Here is an 18,312-nt window from a genome sequence, read left to right on the forward strand (position 1 = left end):
AAGAAACGGGCCCGAAGGCCCATTCCGAGTTTGCTTGTTAGCGCTCCAGCAGGATGCGCAGCATGCGGCGCAGCGGTTCCGCAGCACCCCAGAGCAATTGGTCGCCAATCGTGAAGGCGCCGAGGTACTCGGAGCCCATGGCCAGCTTGCGCAGGCGGCCGACCGGGATGGTCATGGTGCCGGTGACGGCCACGGGCGTCAGGTCGCGGATGGTGGCCTCGCGCGTGTTGGGCACGACCTTCACCCAGGCGTTGTCGGCGGCGATCATGGCCTCGATGTCGGCCAGCGGCACGTCCTTCTTCAGCTTGAAGGTCAGGGCCTGGCTGTGGCAGCGCATGGCACCGACGCGCACGCAGAAACCGTCGACCGGGATGGCGCCCGAGCCGAGGATCTTGTTGGTCTCGGCCATGCCCTTCCACTCTTCCTTGGATTGGCCGTTGCCCAGGTCCTTGTCGATCCAGGGGATCAGCGAGCCGCCCAGCGGCACGCCGAAGTTGGCCGTCTCTTCGGCAGACAGCGAACGCTGCTTGGCGATGACCTGGCGGTCGATCTCCAGGATGGCACTCTTGGGGTCGTCCAGCAGGGACTTGACCGAGGCGTTCAGCGTGCCGTACTGCGTCAGCAGTTCGCGCATGTGCTGGGCCCCGCCGCCGGAAGCGGCCTGGTAGGTCTGGGTGGACATCCACTCGACGAGGCCGGCCTTGTACAGCGCGCCCACGCCCATCAGCATGCAGCTGACGGTGCAGTTGCCGCCGATCCAGTTCTTGCCGCCATTGCTCAGCGCCTGGTCGATGACCGGGCGGTTGACGGGGTCCAGGATGATGACGGCGTCGTCCGCCATGCGCAGCGTCGAGGCGGCGTCGATCCAGTGGCCGTTCCAGCCGGCGGCGCGCAGCTTGGGGTAGACCTCGGTCGTGTAGTCGCCGCCCTGGGCGGTGATGATGATGTCGCAGCGCTTGAGCTGTTCGAGGTCGAAGGCGTTCTGCAGCGACTTCTCGTTCTTGGCCTGGGCCGGGGCGGCGCCGCCGGCGTTGGAGGTCGAGAAGAACAGCGGCTCGATCAGGTCGAAATCGCGTTCAGCGGTCATGCGCTCCATGAGCACAGAGCCCACCATACCGCGCCAGCCTACGAGGCCTACCAAGGTCGTCATCTTCAAATCCTTTCGTCTTGACTGTCACCAAACCCCATCCACTTTGGGCCCCGGCTCGTTCGCCGGGTTTGGAGGGGCGAGACGAGACGGAGCTTCAGCTCTTGATGGTTTTGGTGGTCGTAATGGCTTTGACGACGGCGTCGCCCATCTCGACGGTCGTGACCTTCGAGGTGCCTTCGGACCAAATGTCGGCAGTGCGCAAGCCCTGGGCCAGCACCGATTGCACGGCCTGCTCGATACGAGCGGCAGCGTCGGCTTGGTTGAGGGAGAACTTGAGCATCATGGCAGCGGAAAGGATTGTAGCCAGAGGATTGGCAATCCCCTTGCCCGCGATGTCAGGCGCGCTGCCGTGGCTGGGTTCGTAGAGGCCCTTGTTGTTGGCGTCCAGCGACGCCGACGGCAGCATGCCGATGGAGCCGGTCAGCATGGCGGCTTCGTCGGACAGGATGTCGCCGAACATATTGCCGGTCACGACGACGTCGAACTTCTTGGGCGCCTTGACGAGCTGCATGGCCGCGTTGTCCACATACATATGGTCCAGCTCGACGTCGGGGTACTGGGCGTGGACCTCGATGACGATGTCCTTCCAGAACTGCGAGGTCTCCAGCACATTGGCCTTGTCGACGCTGGTCAGGCGCTTGCCTCGCTTGCGGGCTGCCTGGAAGGCGACATGGGCGATGCGCTCGATCTCGGGGCGCGAATAGCGCATGGTGTCGAAGGCTTCGTCGGCACCGGGGAAATGGCCGTCCACGGCCGTGCGGCGGCCGCGCGGCTGGCCGAAGTAGATGTCGCCGGTCAGTTCGCGGATCAACAGGATGTCGAGGCCGGCGACCAGTTCCGGCTTCAGCGACGAGGCATGCGTCAGCTGCTCGTAGCAGATGGCGGGGCGGAAATTGGCGAACAGGCCCAGGGCCTTGCGCAGGCCGAGGATGGCCTGCTCGGGGCGCAGCGAACGCTCCAGCTTGTCGTACTTCCAGTCGCCCACGGCGCCGAACAGCACGGCGTCGGCCTCTTGCGCGAGCTTCAGCGTGGCGGGGGGCAGTGGATGGCCGCTGGTCTCATAGGCCTTGCCGCCAACGTCGGCCCAATCGAGTTGCAAAGGAAGGTCCAGGGCCTTGAGCACCTTGACGGCCTCGGCCATGATTTCTGGGCCGATACCGTCGCCCGGCAGTACTGCAATCTTCTTCATCTCAAATCACTCGGTTGTTCAGCCAGGGCTTCGCGGCAATGCGGGCAGCCTCGTAAGCGCGGATCTTGTCGGTGTGCTGCAGCGTCAGGCCGATCTCGTCGAGGCCACCGATCAGGCACTCCTTGCGGAACGGCTCGATGTCAAAGGGCAGCTCGGCGCCGTCGGGCTTGACGACGACCTGGCGCGGCAGGTCGACCGTCAGTTGGTAACCCGGGAAGGCTGCCACTTCATCGAACAGGCGGGCGATGGCGCTCTCCGGCAGGACGATGGGCAGCAGGCCGTTCTTGAAGCAGTTGTTGAAGAAGATGTCGGCGAAGCTCGGCGCCAGGATGGCGCGAAAGCCGTACTGCTGCAGGGCCCAGGGCGCGTGCTCGCGGCTGGAGCCGCAGCCGAAGTTGCTGCGCGCGATCAGCACGCTGGCGCCGGCATAGCGCGGCTGGTTCAGCACGAAGTCGGGATTGGGCTTGCGGCTGGCCGGATCCTGGCCGGGCTCGCCATGGTCCAGATAGCGCCATTCGTCAAACAGGTTGGGGCCGAAGCCCGAGCGCTTGATCGACTTCAGGAACTGCTTGGGGATGATGGCGTCGGTGTCGACGTTGTCGCGGTCCATGGGCGCGACCAGCCCTTTGTGGAGGGTGAACTTGTCCATGTCAGCTCAGCGTGCGAACGTCAACGAAATGGCCGGTCATCGCGGCCGCAGCGGCCATGGCCGGGCTGACGAGATGGGTACGCCCACCAGCGCCCTGGCGGCCTTCGAAATTGCGGTTGCTGGTGGAGGCGCAGCGCTCGCCCGGCTCCAGCCGGTCAGCGTTCATGGCCAGGCACATGGAGCAGCCCGGTTCGCGCCACTCGAAACCGGCGGCCTTGAAGACCTGATCCAGGCCTTCGGCTTCGGCCTGTGCCTTCACGAGGCCCGAGCCCGGCACGACCAGGGCCAGCTTGATGTTCTTGGCGACGCGGCCACCGACGCGCTTCACGATGGCCGCGGCCTCGCGCATGTCCTCGATGCGGCTGTTGGTGCAGGAGCCGATGAAGACCTTGTCGACATGGATGTCGTTGATGGCCTTGTTGGGCTCCAGGGCCATATAGGTCAGCGCGCGCTCGATGGCGCCACGCTTGACGGCATCCTTCTCCTTGTCGGGATCGGGCACGCGGTCATCGATGGCCAGCACCATCTCGGGCGAGGTGCCCCAGGTGACTTGCGGGCGGATCTGGGCGGCGTCGATTTCGACGATCTTGTCGAAGTGGGCGCCAGGGTCGGAATGCAGGGTGCGCCAGTAGGCAACGGCCTGATCCCATTCCACGCCTTGCGGCGAGAAGGGGCGGCCCTTGACGTAATTGATGGTCGTGTCGTCCACGCCGATCAGGCCGGCGCGGGCGCCGGCTTCGATGGCCATATTGCAGACGGTCATGCGACCTTCCATCGAGAGTGAGCGGATGGCCGCGCCCGCGAACTCGATGGTGTAGCCGGTGCCGCCGGCGGTGCCGATCTTGCCGATGATGGCCAGCACGATGTCCTTGGCGCCGCAGCCCTTGGGCAAAACGCCTTCGACCTTGACGAGCAGGTTCCTGGCCTTCTTGGCCGACAGGGTCTGCGTGGCCAGCACATGCTCGACCTCGCTGGTGCCGATGCCATGGGCCAGCGCGCCGAAGGCGCCATGGGTGGACGTGTGGCTGTCACCACAGACGACAGTCATGCCGGGCAGTGTGGCGCCCTGCTCCGGGCCGATGACGTGCACGATGCCCTGGCGCTTGTCGTTCATCTTGAACTGCGTGATGCCGACGCGGTCGCAGTTGGCGTCCAGGGTGTCGACCTGCAGCTTGGAGACCGGGTCGGAGATGCCCTGGCTGCGGTCCGTCGTCGGCACGTTGTGGTCGCTGACGGCCAGGTTGGCCGACAGGCGCCAGACCTTGCGGCCGGCCAGGTCCAGGCCTTCGAAGGCCTGGGGGCTGGTCACCTCATGGACGAGATGGCGGTCGATATACAGCAGCGCCGTGCCATCGGGCTCGGTGTGCACGACATGCTCATCCCAGAGCTTGTCGTAGAGGGTTCTAGAGGTCATTGCTTGTCTCGAGGAATCAGCGTGTCCACGAAGCGTTGCACCACGGTAGGCAGACGCTGCTGGCGCAACACGCCCAATACATATTCGCGCTCGGCCCAGGGCTCTTCAAGCCGGATGCTGCGCACGCCAAAGACGCGAGTGAAGCGCTCGGCCGGCTGCTCGGGCAGCACGGCCACGCCCAGGCCCGCTTCGACGAGCTGGGCGATGGCATCGAAGCCCCGCACCTGCCAGCGCGCATTCAGCGTCTTGCCGCGCGCAGCAGCCTGCTCACGCATCAGCTCCTGGGCACTGGCGCCGGCATGCAGGCCGATGAGGTCATAGGCCAGCAGATCGTCGAAGGTGACTTCCTCGCGGGCGCTCAAGGGATGCTTCAGCGGCACCAGGGCCGCCAGGCGGCCGTGGCCGACCACCCAGGTCTGCAGCCGGTTGTCGACCAGCGGCGGCGTGAACACGCCGACGTCGGCACGCCCTTCGGCGACCGCGGCCTGCACTTCGGCGCTGGTCAGGTCTTCCAGGCTGATGCGGATCTGCGCGTGCGCCTGCGAGAAGCCCACCAGATGAGGCGGCAAGGCCTCGGTGATGGCGCTGCTGTTGGCGGCGATGCGCAGATGGCCCTTGATGCCGCGCGAGAACTCCATGACCTCGGTCTCGAGGGCATAGAGGGACGCGTGCAGCGAACGGATATGACGCACCAGCGCACGGCCGGCCTCGGTGGGTTCGACACCCCGGGCGCGCCGCTCGAAGAGCTGCACGCCGAGGCGGCTTTCCAGGTCAGACAGGCGCTTGCTGGCGGCCGCCAGCGCCAGGTGTTCCTGGGCGGCGCCGCGCGTGATCGAGCGGGTCTGCTCGATGGCCAGCACGAGATTGAGGGTGGTGAGGTCGTGGCGCATGGTGATCGTCTAACTCCAGCATAGCCTTCGTGAAGAAGGCAATTCTGCGCCAAAAACCGACTTCTGTTTCGTCTCTTGCGAAGCTCAGCGCGACACCGCATACACCTGTTTAAGCAATCCGCGCAGGGCGTTGCGGCTGTGCGCGCCGAAGTGGGCCAGCAGTTCGGCGATCTGGCCCTGCAGGGCGTCACGCTGGCCTTGCATGTCGCGGGCGAGCTCGGGGCCGAGTTGGGCCTCGTTGGCCGCGAAGTCGAAATTGGGGTCAGTGACGAATTTCGCTGGCGCACCCACGACGACGGCTCCATCCGTTGCCGGGCCGGCGGCGAAGGCCTCGGCCGCGACGACGTCACGCACATAGCCCACGCTCCAGGCCGGATAGCGCGCATCGCGGCTCGTGTCACGCAGGGCCAGTTCCAGCGCGCCGTCCTGCTGCTTGCGGGCGGCCTCGATGATCCAGCGCGTCTGGAACTGTTCCAGCACGAAGTGGCGGTTGCCCTGCAGCACGACCAGGCCCTGGCGATCCGCCGGCGCGCCGAGCTGGGCCTTGAGGTTGACCCACATCATGTGGCGCAGCGTCGCGCCGGGCGCAGCGCTGGCGTGATAGGGCTGGGTCAGGTCCTCGACATGGTGCAGGGCCAGGCCGGCGAAGCGCCAGCCCCAGTAGGCATGGCCGGTCTGCCAAGCCAGCACGGCGAGGGTGCCGTACTGCTGCACGCGCAGCTCGGTGAAGGTGCGGGCAAAGCTCGGTGCCAGCGTGTTGAAGACGGGACCCTGGTGGAAGAAGCCCATATGGAAAGGCGCCTGCGAGCCGATGGAGACGGCCGGGTTGCCGAAGGGCTGGTTGCCAAAGCCGTAGTCGGGGTGGCCGGGGTTGTCGTCGAAGAGGTTCAGGTCGTGGCCGTAGTCGGGTTCGTCGCAGGCCGAGGCCAGCACGGCCAGCGGCGCGACCATCTCGCCGGGCTGAAGCGCGACGAAGCGTTGCGTGGCGCCGGCGCCGGGCTTGGTGACGGTGACGAGCTCAGCATCGATCGGCGGGCGCGCCGAGGCCGCCTCACGCGGGTCAGGCTGCAGATACAGGGCCAGCCTGCTCTGCGGCGACAGGCGCAGCGCACGAAGGAAGGCGGCGCGCCGCTCGGCGTCGCTGCGCTTGGCGTCGGCGACAAAACGCAGGGCCTCGGGCCGGGGCGCATGGCCCGGTAGATGGGCGCGGGCCCAGGCCTCCTGGGCATCCAGCGTGAGGGCGATCGACCGCTCCTGGTCGCGCAGGAAATCGACGAGGGGTTCGGCCTTCACGGCCGCGGCGTTGGCGACCTCGGGCATGCGCTCGAAGGCGCGATAGCACATGGGGCTGTGATTGCCCCAGGCCTGCGCCAGGGTGGGCAGCAGCAGGGCGAGCAGGAGGAGGGACTGGCGCATCGGCGGGCAACGTGAGAGGTGGCCGATTCTGGCGCGAGCCTGAGCAAAGCCTTGCGACCGAACTCGCGAAACGGCTTGTGGCCCCCTCGCCTCCCGGTGTGCCACGGGCCGGTGAGCCCAGCGCGGCACGCGCAAGTTTTGCTGCTCGGCAGGTTAGGGGCGGGTACGGTTTCGCAGAAGCGGTGATTCGGGAAGCGCGGCTTCGCCAACGCCAAAGACGGCGCCGTCGCGGGCTGCTTCATGAAAGCCCCATGTACCACGCTGGTGCGCCACTTCTAGGATGCGCCATCTCCGGGAGGCCCTCATGAATCTGGTTCAGCGCATCCAAGACATCCTGCTCAAGCCCAAGGACACCTGGCCGCAGATCGCCCAGGAGACCGCCACGGTGCAGTCCCTGTACAAGGACTGGCTGCTCATCCTGGCGGCGGTGCCGGCGGTCGCGGGCTTTCTCGGCATGTCGGTGATCGGGATGGGAGGCCTCGGATTCAGCTACCGCGTGCCCTTCGCGAGCGGCCTGGTGCATATGGTGCTGGCCTATGTGCTGTCGCTGGGCATGGTCTACCTGCTCTCGCTGCTGGTGAACGCGCTGGCGCCCACCTTCGGCGGCACCCCCGCCCCCCTGGCCGCGCTCAAGTTGGTGGCCTATGGCAGTACGGCGGGCTTCGTGGGCGGGGTGTTCCAGCTGCTGCCCTCGCTGAGCGTGCTGGGCCTGCTTTGCGGTCTCTATTCGATCTACCTCATCTACCTCGGGCTGCCGGTGCTGATGCGCAATCCGCCGGAGAAGTCTGCCGGCTACACGGCCGTGGTGGTGGTGGCGGGCATCGTGGCCGGGCTGGTGGTGGGCGCGGTGAGTACCGCGGTGCTCGGCATCGGCAGCTGGGGCGGCCGACATGCGGGCGGCGGCGAGGTGACCATCAAGGGCCCGGGCGGCGACGTCACTCTCGACACCAGCAAGATGGAGGCCGCGGCCAAGCGCATGGAGGCGCTGGGCAAACGGATGGAAGAGGCTCAGGCCAAGGGAGACGGCGCTGCTGCGGGCAAGGCCCTGGGCGAGATGATGGGAACGATGGCGGGCGCGACCGGAGGTGGCAAACCGACGCCGGCCGCCGACCTCAAGGCCCTGCTTCCTGAAACTATCGGCGACTTCAAGCGCAGCAGCGTCGAGGCCCAGAGCGGCGGCGCCATCGGCATCAACTCGTCCTCGGCCAAGGCTCGCTACGGCAATGGCGACAAATCCATCAGCCTGGACATCACCGACATGGGCAGCCTCGCTGGCATGGCCAACCTCGCCGGCTGGGCCAATATGACGCTCGACAAGGAAGCCGACGGCCGCATCGAGCGCGTGTTCAAGCAGGGCGAGCGCACGGTGCGCGAGGAGTACCGAAAGGACGGCTCGCACGCGGAGATGACGGTGCTGCTGCCCAATGGCGTCATCGTCGAGGCCAAGGGCGAGCAGGTCGGCATCGACCAGCTGCGCAGCGCCATCGGCAGCGTCGACCTCAACAAGCTGGCCACCACGCCGCGCCAGCCCGGCTGAGCGCAGCCGCCTGTCGGTCCGCACGGCCACCTGGGGGCAATGCCTTGGAGGGGGTGAGCCGATGCCGTGCGCGTTGGCGTGATCCGCAGGGCGCGGAGCCTGTGCGACGATGCCCGGCCTCCGCGAACCCACAGGATTCATGCGACGACTCCAGGCCAGCTTCATCCACTGCCTCGTGGCGCCGCTGCTGTTGGCCACCGCCGGCCTCTCCCGGGCCGACCACTTCGTCATCGGCGTCGAAGACGTCGACTACGCGCCCATCATGAGCACGGCCGACAAGGGCGAATTCCGCGGCTATGTGCGCGAACTGCTCGACCTGTTCGCCCGCCGCCATGGCCACCGCTTCGACTACCTGCCGCTGCCCACCAAGCGATTGACGGCCGAGCATGTCGCCGGCCGCCTGGACGCGGTCTTCCCCGACAGCGAGACCTGGGAGGCCGACACCAAGCGCGGCCGGACCCTGGTCTATTCGGAGCCCGCCGTCCCATTCCAGGACGTGGTCATGGTGCCTCTCGCCAAGCGCGACCAGCCCGTGCGCAGCCTGGGCATTGTGCGCGGCTACACGCCCAAGCGCTTCCTGCCGCTGATCGAAGCCGGCAGCCTGACCGTGACCGAGGCCGGGGACCCTTCGCGACTCATGCGCATGGCGCTTGCCGACCGTGTCGACGGTGTGCAACTCGCCCTGCCGGTGGCGCTGTACCAGCTGGAGCAACTGGGCCGGCCCGACGCTCTCGTGCCCTCCACCGCGCTGCGGCCCATGCCCTACGCCTACCACTACCGACTTTCGAGCGTCCGGCATGACGGGCTGATCGCCCAGTTCAACCGTTTTCTGCGCGATGAGCAGGCGGCCATTGCCGCACTGCAGCGCCGCTACGGCTTGGACGCCAAGGTCACGCCAGCGCCGCGATGACCTCGGCCGGTGCCTGCACCAGCTCGATCAGCACACCCTCGCCGCCAAACGGGAACTGATCGTTGCCCTTGGGGTGGACGAAGCAGATGTCATGGCCGGCCGCGCCGCGTCGTATGCCACCGGGCGCAAAGCGCAGCCCCTGGGATTCCAGCCACTGCACGGCCACCGGCAGGTCGTCCACCCACAGGCCGATGTGGTTCAGCGGCGTGGCGTGCACGGCCGGCTTCTTCTCCGGGTCCAGGGGCTGCATCAGGTCCACCTCGACCGCATGGGCGCCCTGCCCCAGCGTGCAGATGTCCTCGTCGACGTTCTCGCGCTCGCTCCTGAAGTTGCCTGTTACTGGCACCCCCAGCAGCTCCACCCACAGATGGCGCAGCTTGTTCTTGTCCACGCCGCCGATGGCGATCTGCTGCAGGCCCAGGACCTTGAAGGGACGGGGTGTGCTCATCATGCAAACCTCAGAATGGGCTGATCGACCGACAAGCTCTCGCCCGGCTTGGCCAGGATCTCGGCCACCTTCACGTCTTGCAGTGCGCTGAGGATGTTCTCCATCTTCATGGCCTCGATGACGGCCAGCCGCTCGCCGGCCTGTACGGTCTGTCCGACCTCGGCCGCAAGATGCACCAGCAGGCCCGGCATCGGCGACAGCAGCAGCTTGGAGGTGTCGGGCGGGGCCTTGTAGGGCATCAGAGCCTGCAGCTCGGCAGCGCGCGGGCTCAGCACGGTCAGCTCGACGGAGCGGCCACCATGCTGGATGCGGTAAGCGAGCGGATTCTTGGCCGCACCGCGCTCCGCCTGGGCCGTGAAGGGCTGGCCGTTGACGGTGCCGGTGATGCGCACATCGTTGAGACGCGAATTGGAGACGATGCGGTAATCCCTGCCGCCCACCTGCACGCGCGCCTCGCCCAAGGCACCCGCGAACTCGCTGATGTGAAGGGGATGCTGCTCGCTCTTGCCGCCGCCGAGGTTCACGACGGCAACATAGTCATGCTCGATCTGCACCTCATGGCCGCGCAACTGGCCGCTGATGCCGGCCTCGCGCTCGCGGGCCTTGCGGCGGATGAAGCCGCCGAGGGCAACGAGGAAAAGCGGATCGGCGTGCGGCACATCCTCGGCCTTGAATCCACCGGCGTAGTGCTGGGCGATGAAGCCGGTGTTGAAGTTGCCGGTCGCGAAGTCCGGGTGCGCCAGCAGGGCCGCCTGGAAGGGGATATTGCTGGACACGCCGCGAATGACGAAGCCGTTCAGCGCCTCACGCATCTTGGCAATCGCCTCAGCGCGATCCTTTCCATGCACGATGAGCTTGGCGATCATCGAGTCGTAGAACATCGGGATCTCGCCGCCCTCGTAGACGCCGGTGTCCACGCGCACACCGAAGCGTTCGGGCTCGCCCTGGGCCATGCTGGTCTCGGGCGGCTGGTAGCGCACCAGGCGGCCGGTGGACGGCAGGAAGTTGCGGAAGGGATCTTCCGCGTTGATGCGGCATTCGATGGCCCAGCCGTCGCGCTTGATATCGGCCTGCTTGAAGGTGAGCGTCTCGCCCGCGGCAACGCGGATCATCTGCTCGACGAGGTCCAGGCCGGTGATGCACTCGGTGACGGGATGCTCGACCTGCAGCCGCGTGTTCATCTCCAGGAAGTAGAAGTCCTGGTCCTTGCCGACGACGAACTCCACCGTGCCGGCGCTCTGGTACTTGACCGCCTTGGCCAGGGCCACCGCCTGCTCGCCCATGGCCTTGCGCGTCGCCTCGCTGATGAAGGGCGAAGGCGCCTCCTCGATGACCTTCTGATGGCGGCGCTGGATGGAGCATTCGCGCTCGTGCAGATAGACGACATTGCCCTGCGAGTCGCCCAGCACCTGGATCTCGATGTGGCGCGGCTGCTCGACGAACTTCTCCATGAAGACGCGGTCGTCGCCGAAGCTGTTGCGGGCCTCGTTGCGGCAGGACGTGAAGCCCTCGAAGCATTCCTTGTCATTGAAGGCGACGCGCAGGCCCTTGCCGCCACCGCCGGCGCTGGCCTTGATCATGACCGGGTAGCCGATGCGCTTGGCGATCTCGACGGCTTCCTCCGGCGTCAGGATGGGCTCGTTGTAGCCGGGGATGGTGCTGACCCTGGCCTCGTTGGCCAGCTTCTTGGACGCGATCTTGTCGCCCATGGCCGCGATGCTGTAGTGCTTGGGGCCGATGAAAGCCATGCCCTCTTCTTCCACGCGGCGGGCGAAGTCCTCGTTCTCGGACAGGAAACCATAGCCGGGATGGATGGCCTGGGCGCCGGTCTGCCTGGCGGCGGCAATGATCTTGTCGGCCACCAGATAGCTCTCACGCGACGGCGCCGGGCCCAGCAGCACGGCCTCGTCGGCCAGCTCGACATGGCGGGCGTCCTTGTCGGCTTCGGAGTAGACGGCGACGGTCTGGATGCCCATCTTCCTGGCGGTCGCAATGACCCGACAGGCGATCTCACCTCGGTTGGCAATCAGAATCTTGGTGAACATGTGATGCCTCTTATTTCGTTTTTCCGAGCAGCTTCTTGCGCTGCTCGGTGAAGTTCCACCACGGCTGGGCAGGCCCGCCGTTCATGAAGTCGTGTGCCGCCATGAAGGTGTCCAGCACACAGGGGTCATGGCGCTGGCCCATGGGGTCGCGCAGGCGGTCGTAGGTCTTGAGCGGGTCCATGCGCTTCACGTGCGCGGGCGTCGTGATGCCCAATCCGACCAGATCCGCCTCCATCGCCTTGCCGATATTGGGGATGTCGGTGAGCCGCCTGACTTCGGCGGCACAGCTCGCCTTGCTCACAACGGAATATTCCCGTGCTTGCGCCACGGGTTCTCCAGCTTCTTGTCCTTCAGCATGGCCAGCGAGCGGCAGATGCGCTTGCGCGTCTCGTGAGGCTGGATGACGTCGTCGATGAAGCCACGCGCACCGGCCACGAAGGGGTTGGCGAAGCGGGCCTTGTATTCGGCCTCGCGCTCGGCCAGCTTGGCCGGATCCTTCTTGTCCTCGCGGAAGATGATCTCCACCGCGCCCTTGGCGCCCATCACCGCGATCTCGGCATTCGGCCAGGCGAAGTTGACGTCGCCACGCAGGTGCTTGGAGGCCATCACGTCATAGGCGCCGCCATAGGCCTTGCGCGTGATGACGGTGATCTTGGGCACCGTCGCCTCGGCATAGGCATAGAGCAGCTTGGCGCCGTGCTTGATGATGCCGCCGTACTCCTGCGAGGTGCCGGGCATGAAGCCGGGCACGTCGACGAAGGTGATGACGGGGATGTGGAAGGCATCGCAGAAGCGCACGAAGCGCGCCGCCTTGATGCTGCTCTTGATGTCCAGGCAGCCGGCCAGCACCAGGGGCTGGTTGGCGACGATGCCCACCGTCTGGCCTTCCATGCGCGCAAAGCCGGTGACGATGTTCTTGGCGTAGTCGGGCTGCAGCTCGAAGAAGTCGCCGTCGTCGACAACCTTGAGGATCAGCTCCTTGATGTCGTAGGGCTTGTTGGGGTTGTCGGGCACCAGGGTGTCCAGCGACATATCCAGCCGCGTGGCCGGGTCGCCACTCGGGCGGCAAGGTGCCTTTTCGCGGTTGGACAGCGGCAGGTAGTTGAAGAAGCGGCGCAGCATCAAGAGCGCCTCGACATCGTTCTCGAAGGCCAGGTCGGCCACGCCGCTGCGGCTGTTGTGGGTGGTCGCGCCGCCCAGCTCCTCGGCCGTCACTTCCTCGTGCGTCACCGTCTTCACGACCTCGGGACCGGTGACGAACATATAGCTGCTGTCCTTCACCATGAAGATGAAGTCCGTCATGGCCGGCGAGTAGACGGCGCCGCCGGCGCAGGGGCCCATGATCATGCTGATCTGCGGGATGACACCCGAGGCCAGCACGTTCTTCTGGAAGACGTCGGCATAACCGCCCAGCGAGGCGACACCTTCCTGGATGCGCGCACCGCCCGAATCGTTCAGGCCGATGACGGGAGCGCCGACCTTCATGGCCTGATCCATCACCTTGCAGATCTTCTCGGCATGCGACTCGCTCAGCGCGCCGCCGAAGACGGTGAAGTCCTGGCTGAAGGCAAAGGCCAGACGGCCGTTGATCATGCCGTAGCCGGTCACGACGCCGTCGCCGGGGATCTTGTTGTCGGCCATGCCGAAGTCGACGCAGCGGTGCTCGACGAACATGTCCCATTCCTCGAAGCTGCCTTCGTCGAACAGCAGTTCCAGCCGCTCGCGGGCGGTCAGCTTGCCCTTGGCGTGCTGGGCGGCGATGCGCTTCTCGCCACCGCCGAGCCGCGCGCGGGCGCGCTTGGCTTCGAGTGCTTGCAGGATGTCGTGCATGGGTCAGGCCTCAAACGGGAAATTGATCTCCACGCCATTGCCGGCGGGGTCTTGGAAGAAGAACTGGTGCTGGCCGGTGACGGCCGAGCGCGATTCGTGGAAGCGCACGCCCAAGGCGCGCAGATGCGCGGCCGTGGCGGCGGGGTCGGTGCCGTGGAAGGCCGTGTGGTCGTAGGTCGTCGGCGCCGCCGGATCGACCGGGCCGCGCAAGGGCTCGTCCGCGCGCTGGGTCGAGAGGTGGACGATGGGGTGGCCACCGGCATAAAGCCAAAAGCCCGGACTGCCGAAGTCGGGCCGCGGGCCTTGCTCCAAGCCGAGCACATCACGGTAGAAGTCGCGCAGCGTGACCAGAAGCTCGGCCGGTGCGCGCAGGTTGATGTGATGCAAGCCGGTGATCATGACGAAGCATTCCTGAAAGTGGCCAGCAACTGACGCGCGGCGGCGGAGGCAGGGGTGCGGCCGTCGCGCACGGCGGCGGTGGTGGCGTCGAGTTGCGCTTGTACGCCGGGATGGGCGACAAAGGCCTGCTTCAACCCCGACTGGATGCGCGACCACATCCACGCCAGCGACTGCTCGCGGCGCTTGGACGCCCAGGCGCCGCTGGCTTCACTGGCCGCGCGCAAGGCCGTCAGCGCCTCCCACACGGGCGCGATGCCGTCGGCTTTCAGCGCGCTGACCTTCATCACGCGCTGCGTGGCATGGGCATGCGTGGGCAGCAGCCGCAGCGCCGAGGTGATCTGGGCCTGGGCGCGCGTGGCGGCCACATCGTCCAGGTCGGCCTTGTTGATGACGACGAGATCGGCCAGTTCCATGACGCCCTTCTTGATGGCCTGCAGGTCGTCGCCCGCATTGGGCAGCTGCAGCAGCAGATAGAGGTCGGTCATGCCGGCCACGGCGGTCTCGCTCTGGCCGACGCCCACGGTCTCGACAATGACGACGTCATAGCCGGCCGCCTCGCACAGCAGCATGGCCTCGCGCGTCTTCTCGGCCACGCCGCCCAGGGTGCCACTGCTGGGGCTGGGGCGGATGAAGGCGCGGGTGTCCATGGAGAGCTTTTCCATGCGCGTCTTGTCGCCCAGGATGGCGCCGCCGGACACGCTGCTGGACGGATCCACCGTCAGCACCGCGACGCGATGCCCCTGTTCCAGCAGAAAGCAGCCCAGGGCCTCGATGAAGGTGCTCTTGCCCACGCCGGGCACGCCGGAAATGCCCAGGCGCAGCGCGCCGCCGGTGGCCGGCATCAGCGCGGTCAGCAGCGCATCGGCCTGCTCGCGGTGGTCGGCGCGCGTCGACTCGATCAGCGTGATGGCCTTGGCCAGCGCGCGACGGTCACCGGCCTTGAGCGAGGCGGCCAGATTCACGCGACGGCCTCCCAGCGGTACTCGATGTCGAAGTCCTGCTCTTCGACAACCTTGAAGCCGTGGCGAAGATAGAAGGCATTGGCGCGGCTCTCGCGCAGCGCGGCCAGCGTGATGGGCTTGCCCTGGGCCTTGACGTGGTCAAGCACCCAGGCACCAAGGCCCTGCCCTTGCGCTTGAGGACGGAGATAGAGGTGATGCAAGCGCAACTCCCCTTCGCGCGGCTCGACGGTGAAGTAGCCGATGCGCTCGCCAGCGACGACGAGATGCCGCATCCAGTCCGGCCGAAACTGGCTCTTCAGCCGCGCCCGCGCGACGTCGGGGTTGAAGCGGCCCAGCCGCTCCAGGCTCTCGCGCAGCGCCTCGATGCGCAGGGCCAGCATGGCCTCGAAGTCGGCGTCGGCGACGGGCGCCAGCATTGGCGTCATCAGGCCGCCACCTTAGCGCGGATCTGCTCCAGCACGTCCTTGGCGCTGGCCGGGATGGGCGTGCCCGGGCCGTAGATGCCCTTGACGCCGGCCGCGTACAGCATGTCGTAGTCCTGGGCCGGGATGACGCCGCCCACAAACACGATGATGTCGTCGGCCCCCTGCTTCTTCAGCTCTTCAATGATGGCCGGGACCAGGGTCTTGTGGCCCGCCGCCAGCGTGGAGATGCCCACGGCATGCACGTCGTTCTCGATGGCCTGGCGGGCGCATTCCTCGGGCGTCTGGAAGAGCGGTCCGATGTCGACGTCGAAGCCCAGGTCGGCAAAGGCGGTCGCCACGACCTTGGCACCGCGGTCATGGCCGTCCTGCCCGAGCTTGGCGATCATCACGCGCGGCCGGCGGCCTTGGTTCTCGCCAAAGGCGGCGATCTCGCCCTGCAGTTTGGCCCAGCCCTCGGCCGAGTCATAGGCCGCTGCATAGACGCCGCTGACCTTGTGGGTGTCGGCGCGGTGGCGGCCGAAGACGGCTTCCAGCGCATCGGACACCTCGCCCACCGTCGCGCGCAGGCGCACGGCCTTGATGGACAGGTCCAGCAGATTGCCTTCGCCCGTCTCGGCGGCCTGGGTCAGCGCGGCCAGCGCGGCCTGTACGGCGGCCGTGTCGCGCGTGGCCTTGATGCGCTTGAGGCGCTCGATCTGGCCGTCGCGCACCTTGACGTTGTCGACGTCGAGGATGTCGATGGGATCTTCCTTGGCCAGCTTGTATTTGTTGACGCCGACGATGACGTCCTGGCCGGAGTCGATGCGGGCCTGCTTCTCGGCTGCACTGGCCTCGATCTTCAGCTTGGCCCAGCCCGAGTCCACCGACTTGATCATGCCGCCCTGGGCATTGACCTCCTCGATGATCTCCCAGGCCTTGTCGGCCATGTCCTGGGTGAGCTTTTCCATCATGTAGCTGCCGGCCCAGGGGTCGACGACGCTGGTGATGTGGGTCTCTTCCTGGATGATGAGCTGGGTGTTGCGGGCGATACGGGCACTGAACTCGGTGGGCAGGGCGATGGCCTCGTCCAGCGAATTGGTGTGCAGGCTCTGGGTGCCGCCGAAGACGGCGGCCATGGCTTCGATGGTGGTGCGCACCACGTTGTTGTACGGGTCCTGGGCGGTCAGGCTCCATCCCGAGGTCTGGCAGTGGGTGCGCAGCATCAGGCTCTTGGGCGAGGTGGCGCCGAAGCCCTTCATGATGCGGCACCACAAGAGCCGGGCCGCGCGCATCTTCGCAATCTCGAGATAGAAGTTCATCCCGATGGCCCAGAAGAAGCTCAGGCGCGGCGCGAAGTCGTCGACGCTCAGGCCCTTGGCCATGGCCGTCTTCACATACTCCTGGCCATCGGCCAGCGTGAAGGCCAGTTCCAGAGCCTGGTTGGCGCCCGCCTCCTGCATGTGATAGCCGGAGATGGAGATGGAGTTGAACTTGGGCATCTCCCGCGCCGTGTATTCGATGATGTCGCCGACGATGCGCATCGACGGCTCCGGCGGGTAGATGTAGGTGTTGCGGACCATGAACTCCTTGAGGATGTCGTTCTGGATGGTCCCGGCCAGCTGGGCCTGGCTGACGCCCTGCTCTTCCGCCGCCACCACATAGCCGGCCAGCACCGGCAGCACGGCGCCGTTCATGGTCATGGAGACCGACACCTTGTCCAGCGGGATGCCGTCGAACAGGATCTTCATGTCCTCCACCGAGTCGATGGCCACGCCGGCTTTGCCGACGTCGCCCGTCACGCGGGGGTGGTCGCTGTCGTAGCCGCGGTGGGTGGCCAAATCGAAGGCCACCGACACGCCCTGACCGCCGGCCGCCAGCGCCTTGCGATAGAAGGCATTGCTCTCCTCGGCGGTCGAGAAGCCGGCGTACTGGCGGATGGTCCAGGGCCGGGCGGCATACATGGTGGCCTGGGGACCGCGCAGAAAGGGCTCGAAACCAGGCAGCGTGTCGGCATGCGGCAGGTTCGCGGTGTCAGCCGCCGTGTACAGCGGCTTGACCGTCAGGCCTTCCGGCGTGACCCAGTTCAGCGCGCTGACGTCGCCGCCCGGGGCCGACTTGGCGGCGGCCTTGGTCCACTGCTCCAGCGTGGCGGTCTTGAACTCCGGGGCATTCCCGGGGCGGCTGGCGTCCGACATCGAAACTCTCCTGTAACTGGGTCGGCATCTTAGCCGAAGCTGTTATTCATAATTATGAATTCAAAATTGCTACACTCGGCCCATGTCCGCAGCCGGTTCTTTCGATCACGCCCCGCTCGCCGCGTCCGCTCTTTATGAGCAGGTCGCCGACCGCTTACGTCAGCAGATCCTGGCGCGCGAGCTGGAGCCGGGCTCCTGGATCGACGAGCTCAAGCTCTGCGCCGAACTCGGGATCAGCCGCACGCCCATGCGTGAAGCGCTGAAAGTGCTGGCCTCCGAGGGCCTGGTGACGATGAAGCTGCGACGCGGCGCCTATGTGACCGAGATGAGCGAGCGGGATGTGCGAGAAGCCTATCAACTGCTCTCCCTTCTCGAAAGTGACGCCGCCGCCGAGGTCGCCGTCCGGGCGACCGACGCGGAGCTGCAGGAACTGGGCGAGTTGCACCAGGCGCTGGAGGAAGCCCTGCAAGAACCCACACCTTCGCGGGACGCCTTCTTTGCCGCCAACGAGCGCTTCCACCTGCGCGTGCTGGAGATCGACGGCAACCGCTGGCGACTGCAGATCGTTGGCGACCTGCGCCGGCTGATGAAGCTCAACCGCCATCATTCGCTGTTCCGGGAGGGACGGCTGGCGGAATCGCTGGAGGAGCACCGCGCCATCGTGAAGGCGCTGCTGTCGCGGGATGCGACGGCGTGCCGGGCCCTGGTGAAGGCCCATTTTTGTAACGGGCTGAGCGCCACCCAGACAGCTTCGTGAAGGCAAACGGGGCGGCCGTGAACTGCCACCGAAAGCCCGCGCTTATCGCCGAGCGGATCGGCTAAGTCCTTACTAGCATGACGATTACTGGGTAAACCACCCCCGGTCTGAGTGTTC

Annotated in this window: 17 protein-coding genes; 3 read left to right on the forward strand and 14 right to left on the reverse strand. The window is 66.6% G+C overall.

The window, feature by feature from the left end:
- Positions 1-37 precede the first annotated feature (37 nt).
- The 6 genes from asd to J2X20_RS24080 form a co-directional block, all read right to left on the reverse strand.
- Positions 38-1,150, reverse strand: a complete 1,113-nt coding sequence (asd, locus tag J2X20_RS24055) for an aspartate-semialdehyde dehydrogenase (RefSeq protein WP_310270731.1) — start codon at positions 1,148-1,150, stop codon at positions 38-40.
- Between the two features lie 94 nt (positions 1,151-1,244).
- Positions 1,245-2,339 carry a 3-isopropylmalate dehydrogenase gene (leuB, locus tag J2X20_RS24060; RefSeq protein WP_310270734.1) on the reverse strand — a complete coding sequence of 365 codons (1,095 nt, stop codon included), beginning with the start codon at positions 2,337-2,339 and terminating at the stop codon, positions 1,245-1,247.
- Position 2,340: 1 nt separating this feature from the next.
- On the reverse strand, positions 2,341-2,988 hold the full coding sequence (leuD, locus tag J2X20_RS24065; RefSeq protein ID WP_310270737.1) for a 3-isopropylmalate dehydratase small subunit: 648 nt from the start codon (positions 2,986-2,988) through the stop codon (positions 2,341-2,343).
- 1 nt (position 2,989) lies between these two features.
- Positions 2,990-4,402, reverse strand: a complete 1,413-nt coding sequence (leuC, locus tag J2X20_RS24070) for a 3-isopropylmalate dehydratase large subunit (protein WP_310270740.1) — start codon at positions 4,400-4,402, stop codon at positions 2,990-2,992.
- Positions 4,399-5,292 (reverse strand): LysR family transcriptional regulator, encoded by an 894-nt coding sequence (locus J2X20_RS24075; protein WP_310270742.1) that lies wholly within the window; start codon positions 5,290-5,292, stop codon positions 4,399-4,401. Before J2X20_RS24075 ends, leuC begins: the two co-directional genes overlap by 4 nt.
- Positions 5,293-5,376: 84 nt before the next feature.
- Positions 5,377-6,708: a phospholipase C/P1 nuclease family protein gene (locus tag J2X20_RS24080; RefSeq protein WP_310270745.1), complete on the reverse strand. Its 1,332-nt coding sequence runs from the start codon at positions 6,706-6,708 to the stop codon at positions 5,377-5,379.
- A 304-nt stretch (positions 6,709-7,012) separates the two neighbouring features.
- Between J2X20_RS24080 and J2X20_RS24085 the strand changes: the two genes are divergently transcribed.
- Together J2X20_RS24085 and J2X20_RS24090 are read left to right on the forward strand one after the other, a co-directional pair.
- A complete protein-coding gene (locus J2X20_RS24085; protein ID WP_310270748.1) occupies positions 7,013-8,245 on the forward strand; it encodes a Yip1 family protein in 1,233 nt (410 codons plus the stop codon).
- Positions 8,246-8,384: 139 nt separating this feature from the next.
- Complete coding sequence (locus J2X20_RS24090; RefSeq protein WP_310270751.1) at positions 8,385-9,155, forward strand: substrate-binding periplasmic protein; 771 nt, start codon at positions 8,385-8,387, stop codon at positions 9,153-9,155.
- Here the strand turns inward: J2X20_RS24090 and J2X20_RS24095 are convergent.
- The 8 genes from J2X20_RS24095 to scpA are packed head-to-tail and all read right to left on the reverse strand — an operon-like array spanning position 9,136 to position 17,438.
- Positions 9,136-9,606, reverse strand: a complete 471-nt coding sequence (locus J2X20_RS24095; RefSeq protein ID WP_310270755.1) for a VOC family protein — start codon at positions 9,604-9,606, stop codon at positions 9,136-9,138. The genes J2X20_RS24090 and J2X20_RS24095 overlap by 20 nt on opposite strands.
- Positions 9,603-11,648: an acetyl-CoA carboxylase biotin carboxylase subunit gene (accC, locus tag J2X20_RS24100; RefSeq protein WP_310270757.1), complete on the reverse strand. Its 2,046-nt coding sequence runs from the start codon at positions 11,646-11,648 to the stop codon at positions 9,603-9,605. The genes J2X20_RS24095 and accC overlap by 4 nt, the downstream gene beginning before the upstream one ends.
- A 10-nt stretch (positions 11,649-11,658) precedes the next feature.
- Positions 11,659-11,949, reverse strand: a complete 291-nt coding sequence (locus J2X20_RS24105) for a helix-hairpin-helix domain-containing protein (protein ID WP_310270758.1) — start codon at positions 11,947-11,949, stop codon at positions 11,659-11,661.
- Entirely contained in the window at positions 11,946-13,478 is a 1,533-nt protein-coding gene (locus J2X20_RS24110) for an acyl-CoA carboxylase subunit beta (protein ID WP_310270762.1), read from the reverse strand. The genes J2X20_RS24105 and J2X20_RS24110 overlap by 4 nt, the downstream gene beginning before the upstream one ends.
- A gap of 3 nt (positions 13,479-13,481) precedes the next feature.
- A complete protein-coding gene (locus tag J2X20_RS24115) occupies positions 13,482-13,877 on the reverse strand; it encodes a VOC family protein (RefSeq protein ID WP_310270765.1) in 396 nt (131 codons plus the stop codon).
- The gene (gene meaB / locus J2X20_RS24120) at positions 13,874-14,839 is read right to left on the reverse strand and encodes a methylmalonyl Co-A mutase-associated GTPase MeaB (protein WP_310270768.1); all 966 of its coding nucleotides are present in this window, start codon (positions 14,837-14,839) and stop codon (positions 13,874-13,876) included. The genes J2X20_RS24115 and meaB overlap by 4 nt, the downstream gene beginning before the upstream one ends.
- A complete protein-coding gene (locus J2X20_RS24125) occupies positions 14,836-15,264 on the reverse strand; it encodes a GNAT family N-acetyltransferase (RefSeq protein ID WP_310270772.1) in 429 nt (142 codons plus the stop codon). Before J2X20_RS24125 ends, meaB begins: the two co-directional genes overlap by 4 nt.
- A complete protein-coding gene (gene scpA / locus J2X20_RS24130) occupies positions 15,264-17,438 on the reverse strand; it encodes a methylmalonyl-CoA mutase (RefSeq protein ID WP_310270775.1) in 2,175 nt (724 codons plus the stop codon). Before scpA ends, J2X20_RS24125 begins: the two co-directional genes overlap by 1 nt.
- 82 nt (positions 17,439-17,520) lie before the next feature.
- Between scpA and J2X20_RS24135 the strand changes: the two genes are divergently transcribed.
- On the forward strand, positions 17,521-18,195 hold the full coding sequence (locus J2X20_RS24135) for a GntR family transcriptional regulator (RefSeq protein WP_310270778.1): 675 nt from the start codon (positions 17,521-17,523) through the stop codon (positions 18,193-18,195).
- Positions 18,196-18,312 lie beyond the last annotated feature (117 nt).

The organism is Roseateles saccharophilus (genome assembly GCF_031458095.1).
Taxonomy (GTDB): Bacteria; Pseudomonadota; Gammaproteobacteria; order Burkholderiales; family Burkholderiaceae_C; genus Pelomonas; species Pelomonas saccharophila_A.

Excerpts from the sequence above, each read along its gene's own strand:
- asd (WP_310270731.1), bottom strand. The coding sequence starts at position 1,150 with ATGACGACCTTGGTAGGCCTCGTAGGCTGGCGCGGTATGGTGGGCTCT.
- leuB (WP_310270734.1), bottom strand. The coding sequence starts at position 2,339 with ATGAAGAAGATTGCAGTACTGCCGGGCGACGGTATCGGCCCAGAAATC.
- leuD (WP_310270737.1), bottom strand. The coding sequence starts at position 2,988 with ATGGACAAGTTCACCCTCCACAAAGGGCTGGTCGCGCCCATGGACCGC.
- leuC (WP_310270740.1), bottom strand. The coding sequence starts at position 4,402 with ATGACCTCTAGAACCCTCTACGACAAGCTCTGGGATGAGCATGTCGTG.
- J2X20_RS24075 (WP_310270742.1), bottom strand. The coding sequence starts at position 5,292 with ATGCGCCACGACCTCACCACCCTCAATCTCGTGCTGGCCATCGAGCAG.
- J2X20_RS24080 (WP_310270745.1), bottom strand. The coding sequence starts at position 6,708 with ATGCGCCAGTCCCTCCTCCTGCTCGCCCTGCTGCTGCCCACCCTGGCG.
- J2X20_RS24085 (WP_310270748.1), top strand. The coding sequence starts at position 7,013 with ATGAATCTGGTTCAGCGCATCCAAGACATCCTGCTCAAGCCCAAGGAC.
- J2X20_RS24090 (WP_310270751.1), top strand. The coding sequence starts at position 8,385 with ATGCGACGACTCCAGGCCAGCTTCATCCACTGCCTCGTGGCGCCGCTG.
- J2X20_RS24095 (WP_310270755.1), bottom strand. The coding sequence starts at position 9,606 with ATGATGAGCACACCCCGTCCCTTCAAGGTCCTGGGCCTGCAGCAGATC.
- accC (WP_310270757.1), bottom strand. The coding sequence starts at position 11,648 with ATGTTCACCAAGATTCTGATTGCCAACCGAGGTGAGATCGCCTGTCGG.
- J2X20_RS24110 (WP_310270762.1), bottom strand. The coding sequence starts at position 13,478 with ATGCACGACATCCTGCAAGCACTCGAAGCCAAGCGCGCCCGCGCGCGG.
- J2X20_RS24115 (WP_310270765.1), bottom strand. The coding sequence starts at position 13,877 with ATGATCACCGGCTTGCATCACATCAACCTGCGCGCACCGGCCGAGCTT.
- J2X20_RS24125 (WP_310270772.1), bottom strand. The coding sequence starts at position 15,264 with ATGACGCCAATGCTGGCGCCCGTCGCCGACGCCGACTTCGAGGCCATG.
- scpA (WP_310270775.1), bottom strand. The coding sequence starts at position 17,438 with ATGTCGGACGCCAGCCGCCCCGGGAATGCCCCGGAGTTCAAGACCGCC.
- J2X20_RS24135 (WP_310270778.1), top strand. The coding sequence starts at position 17,521 with ATGTCCGCAGCCGGTTCTTTCGATCACGCCCCGCTCGCCGCGTCCGCT.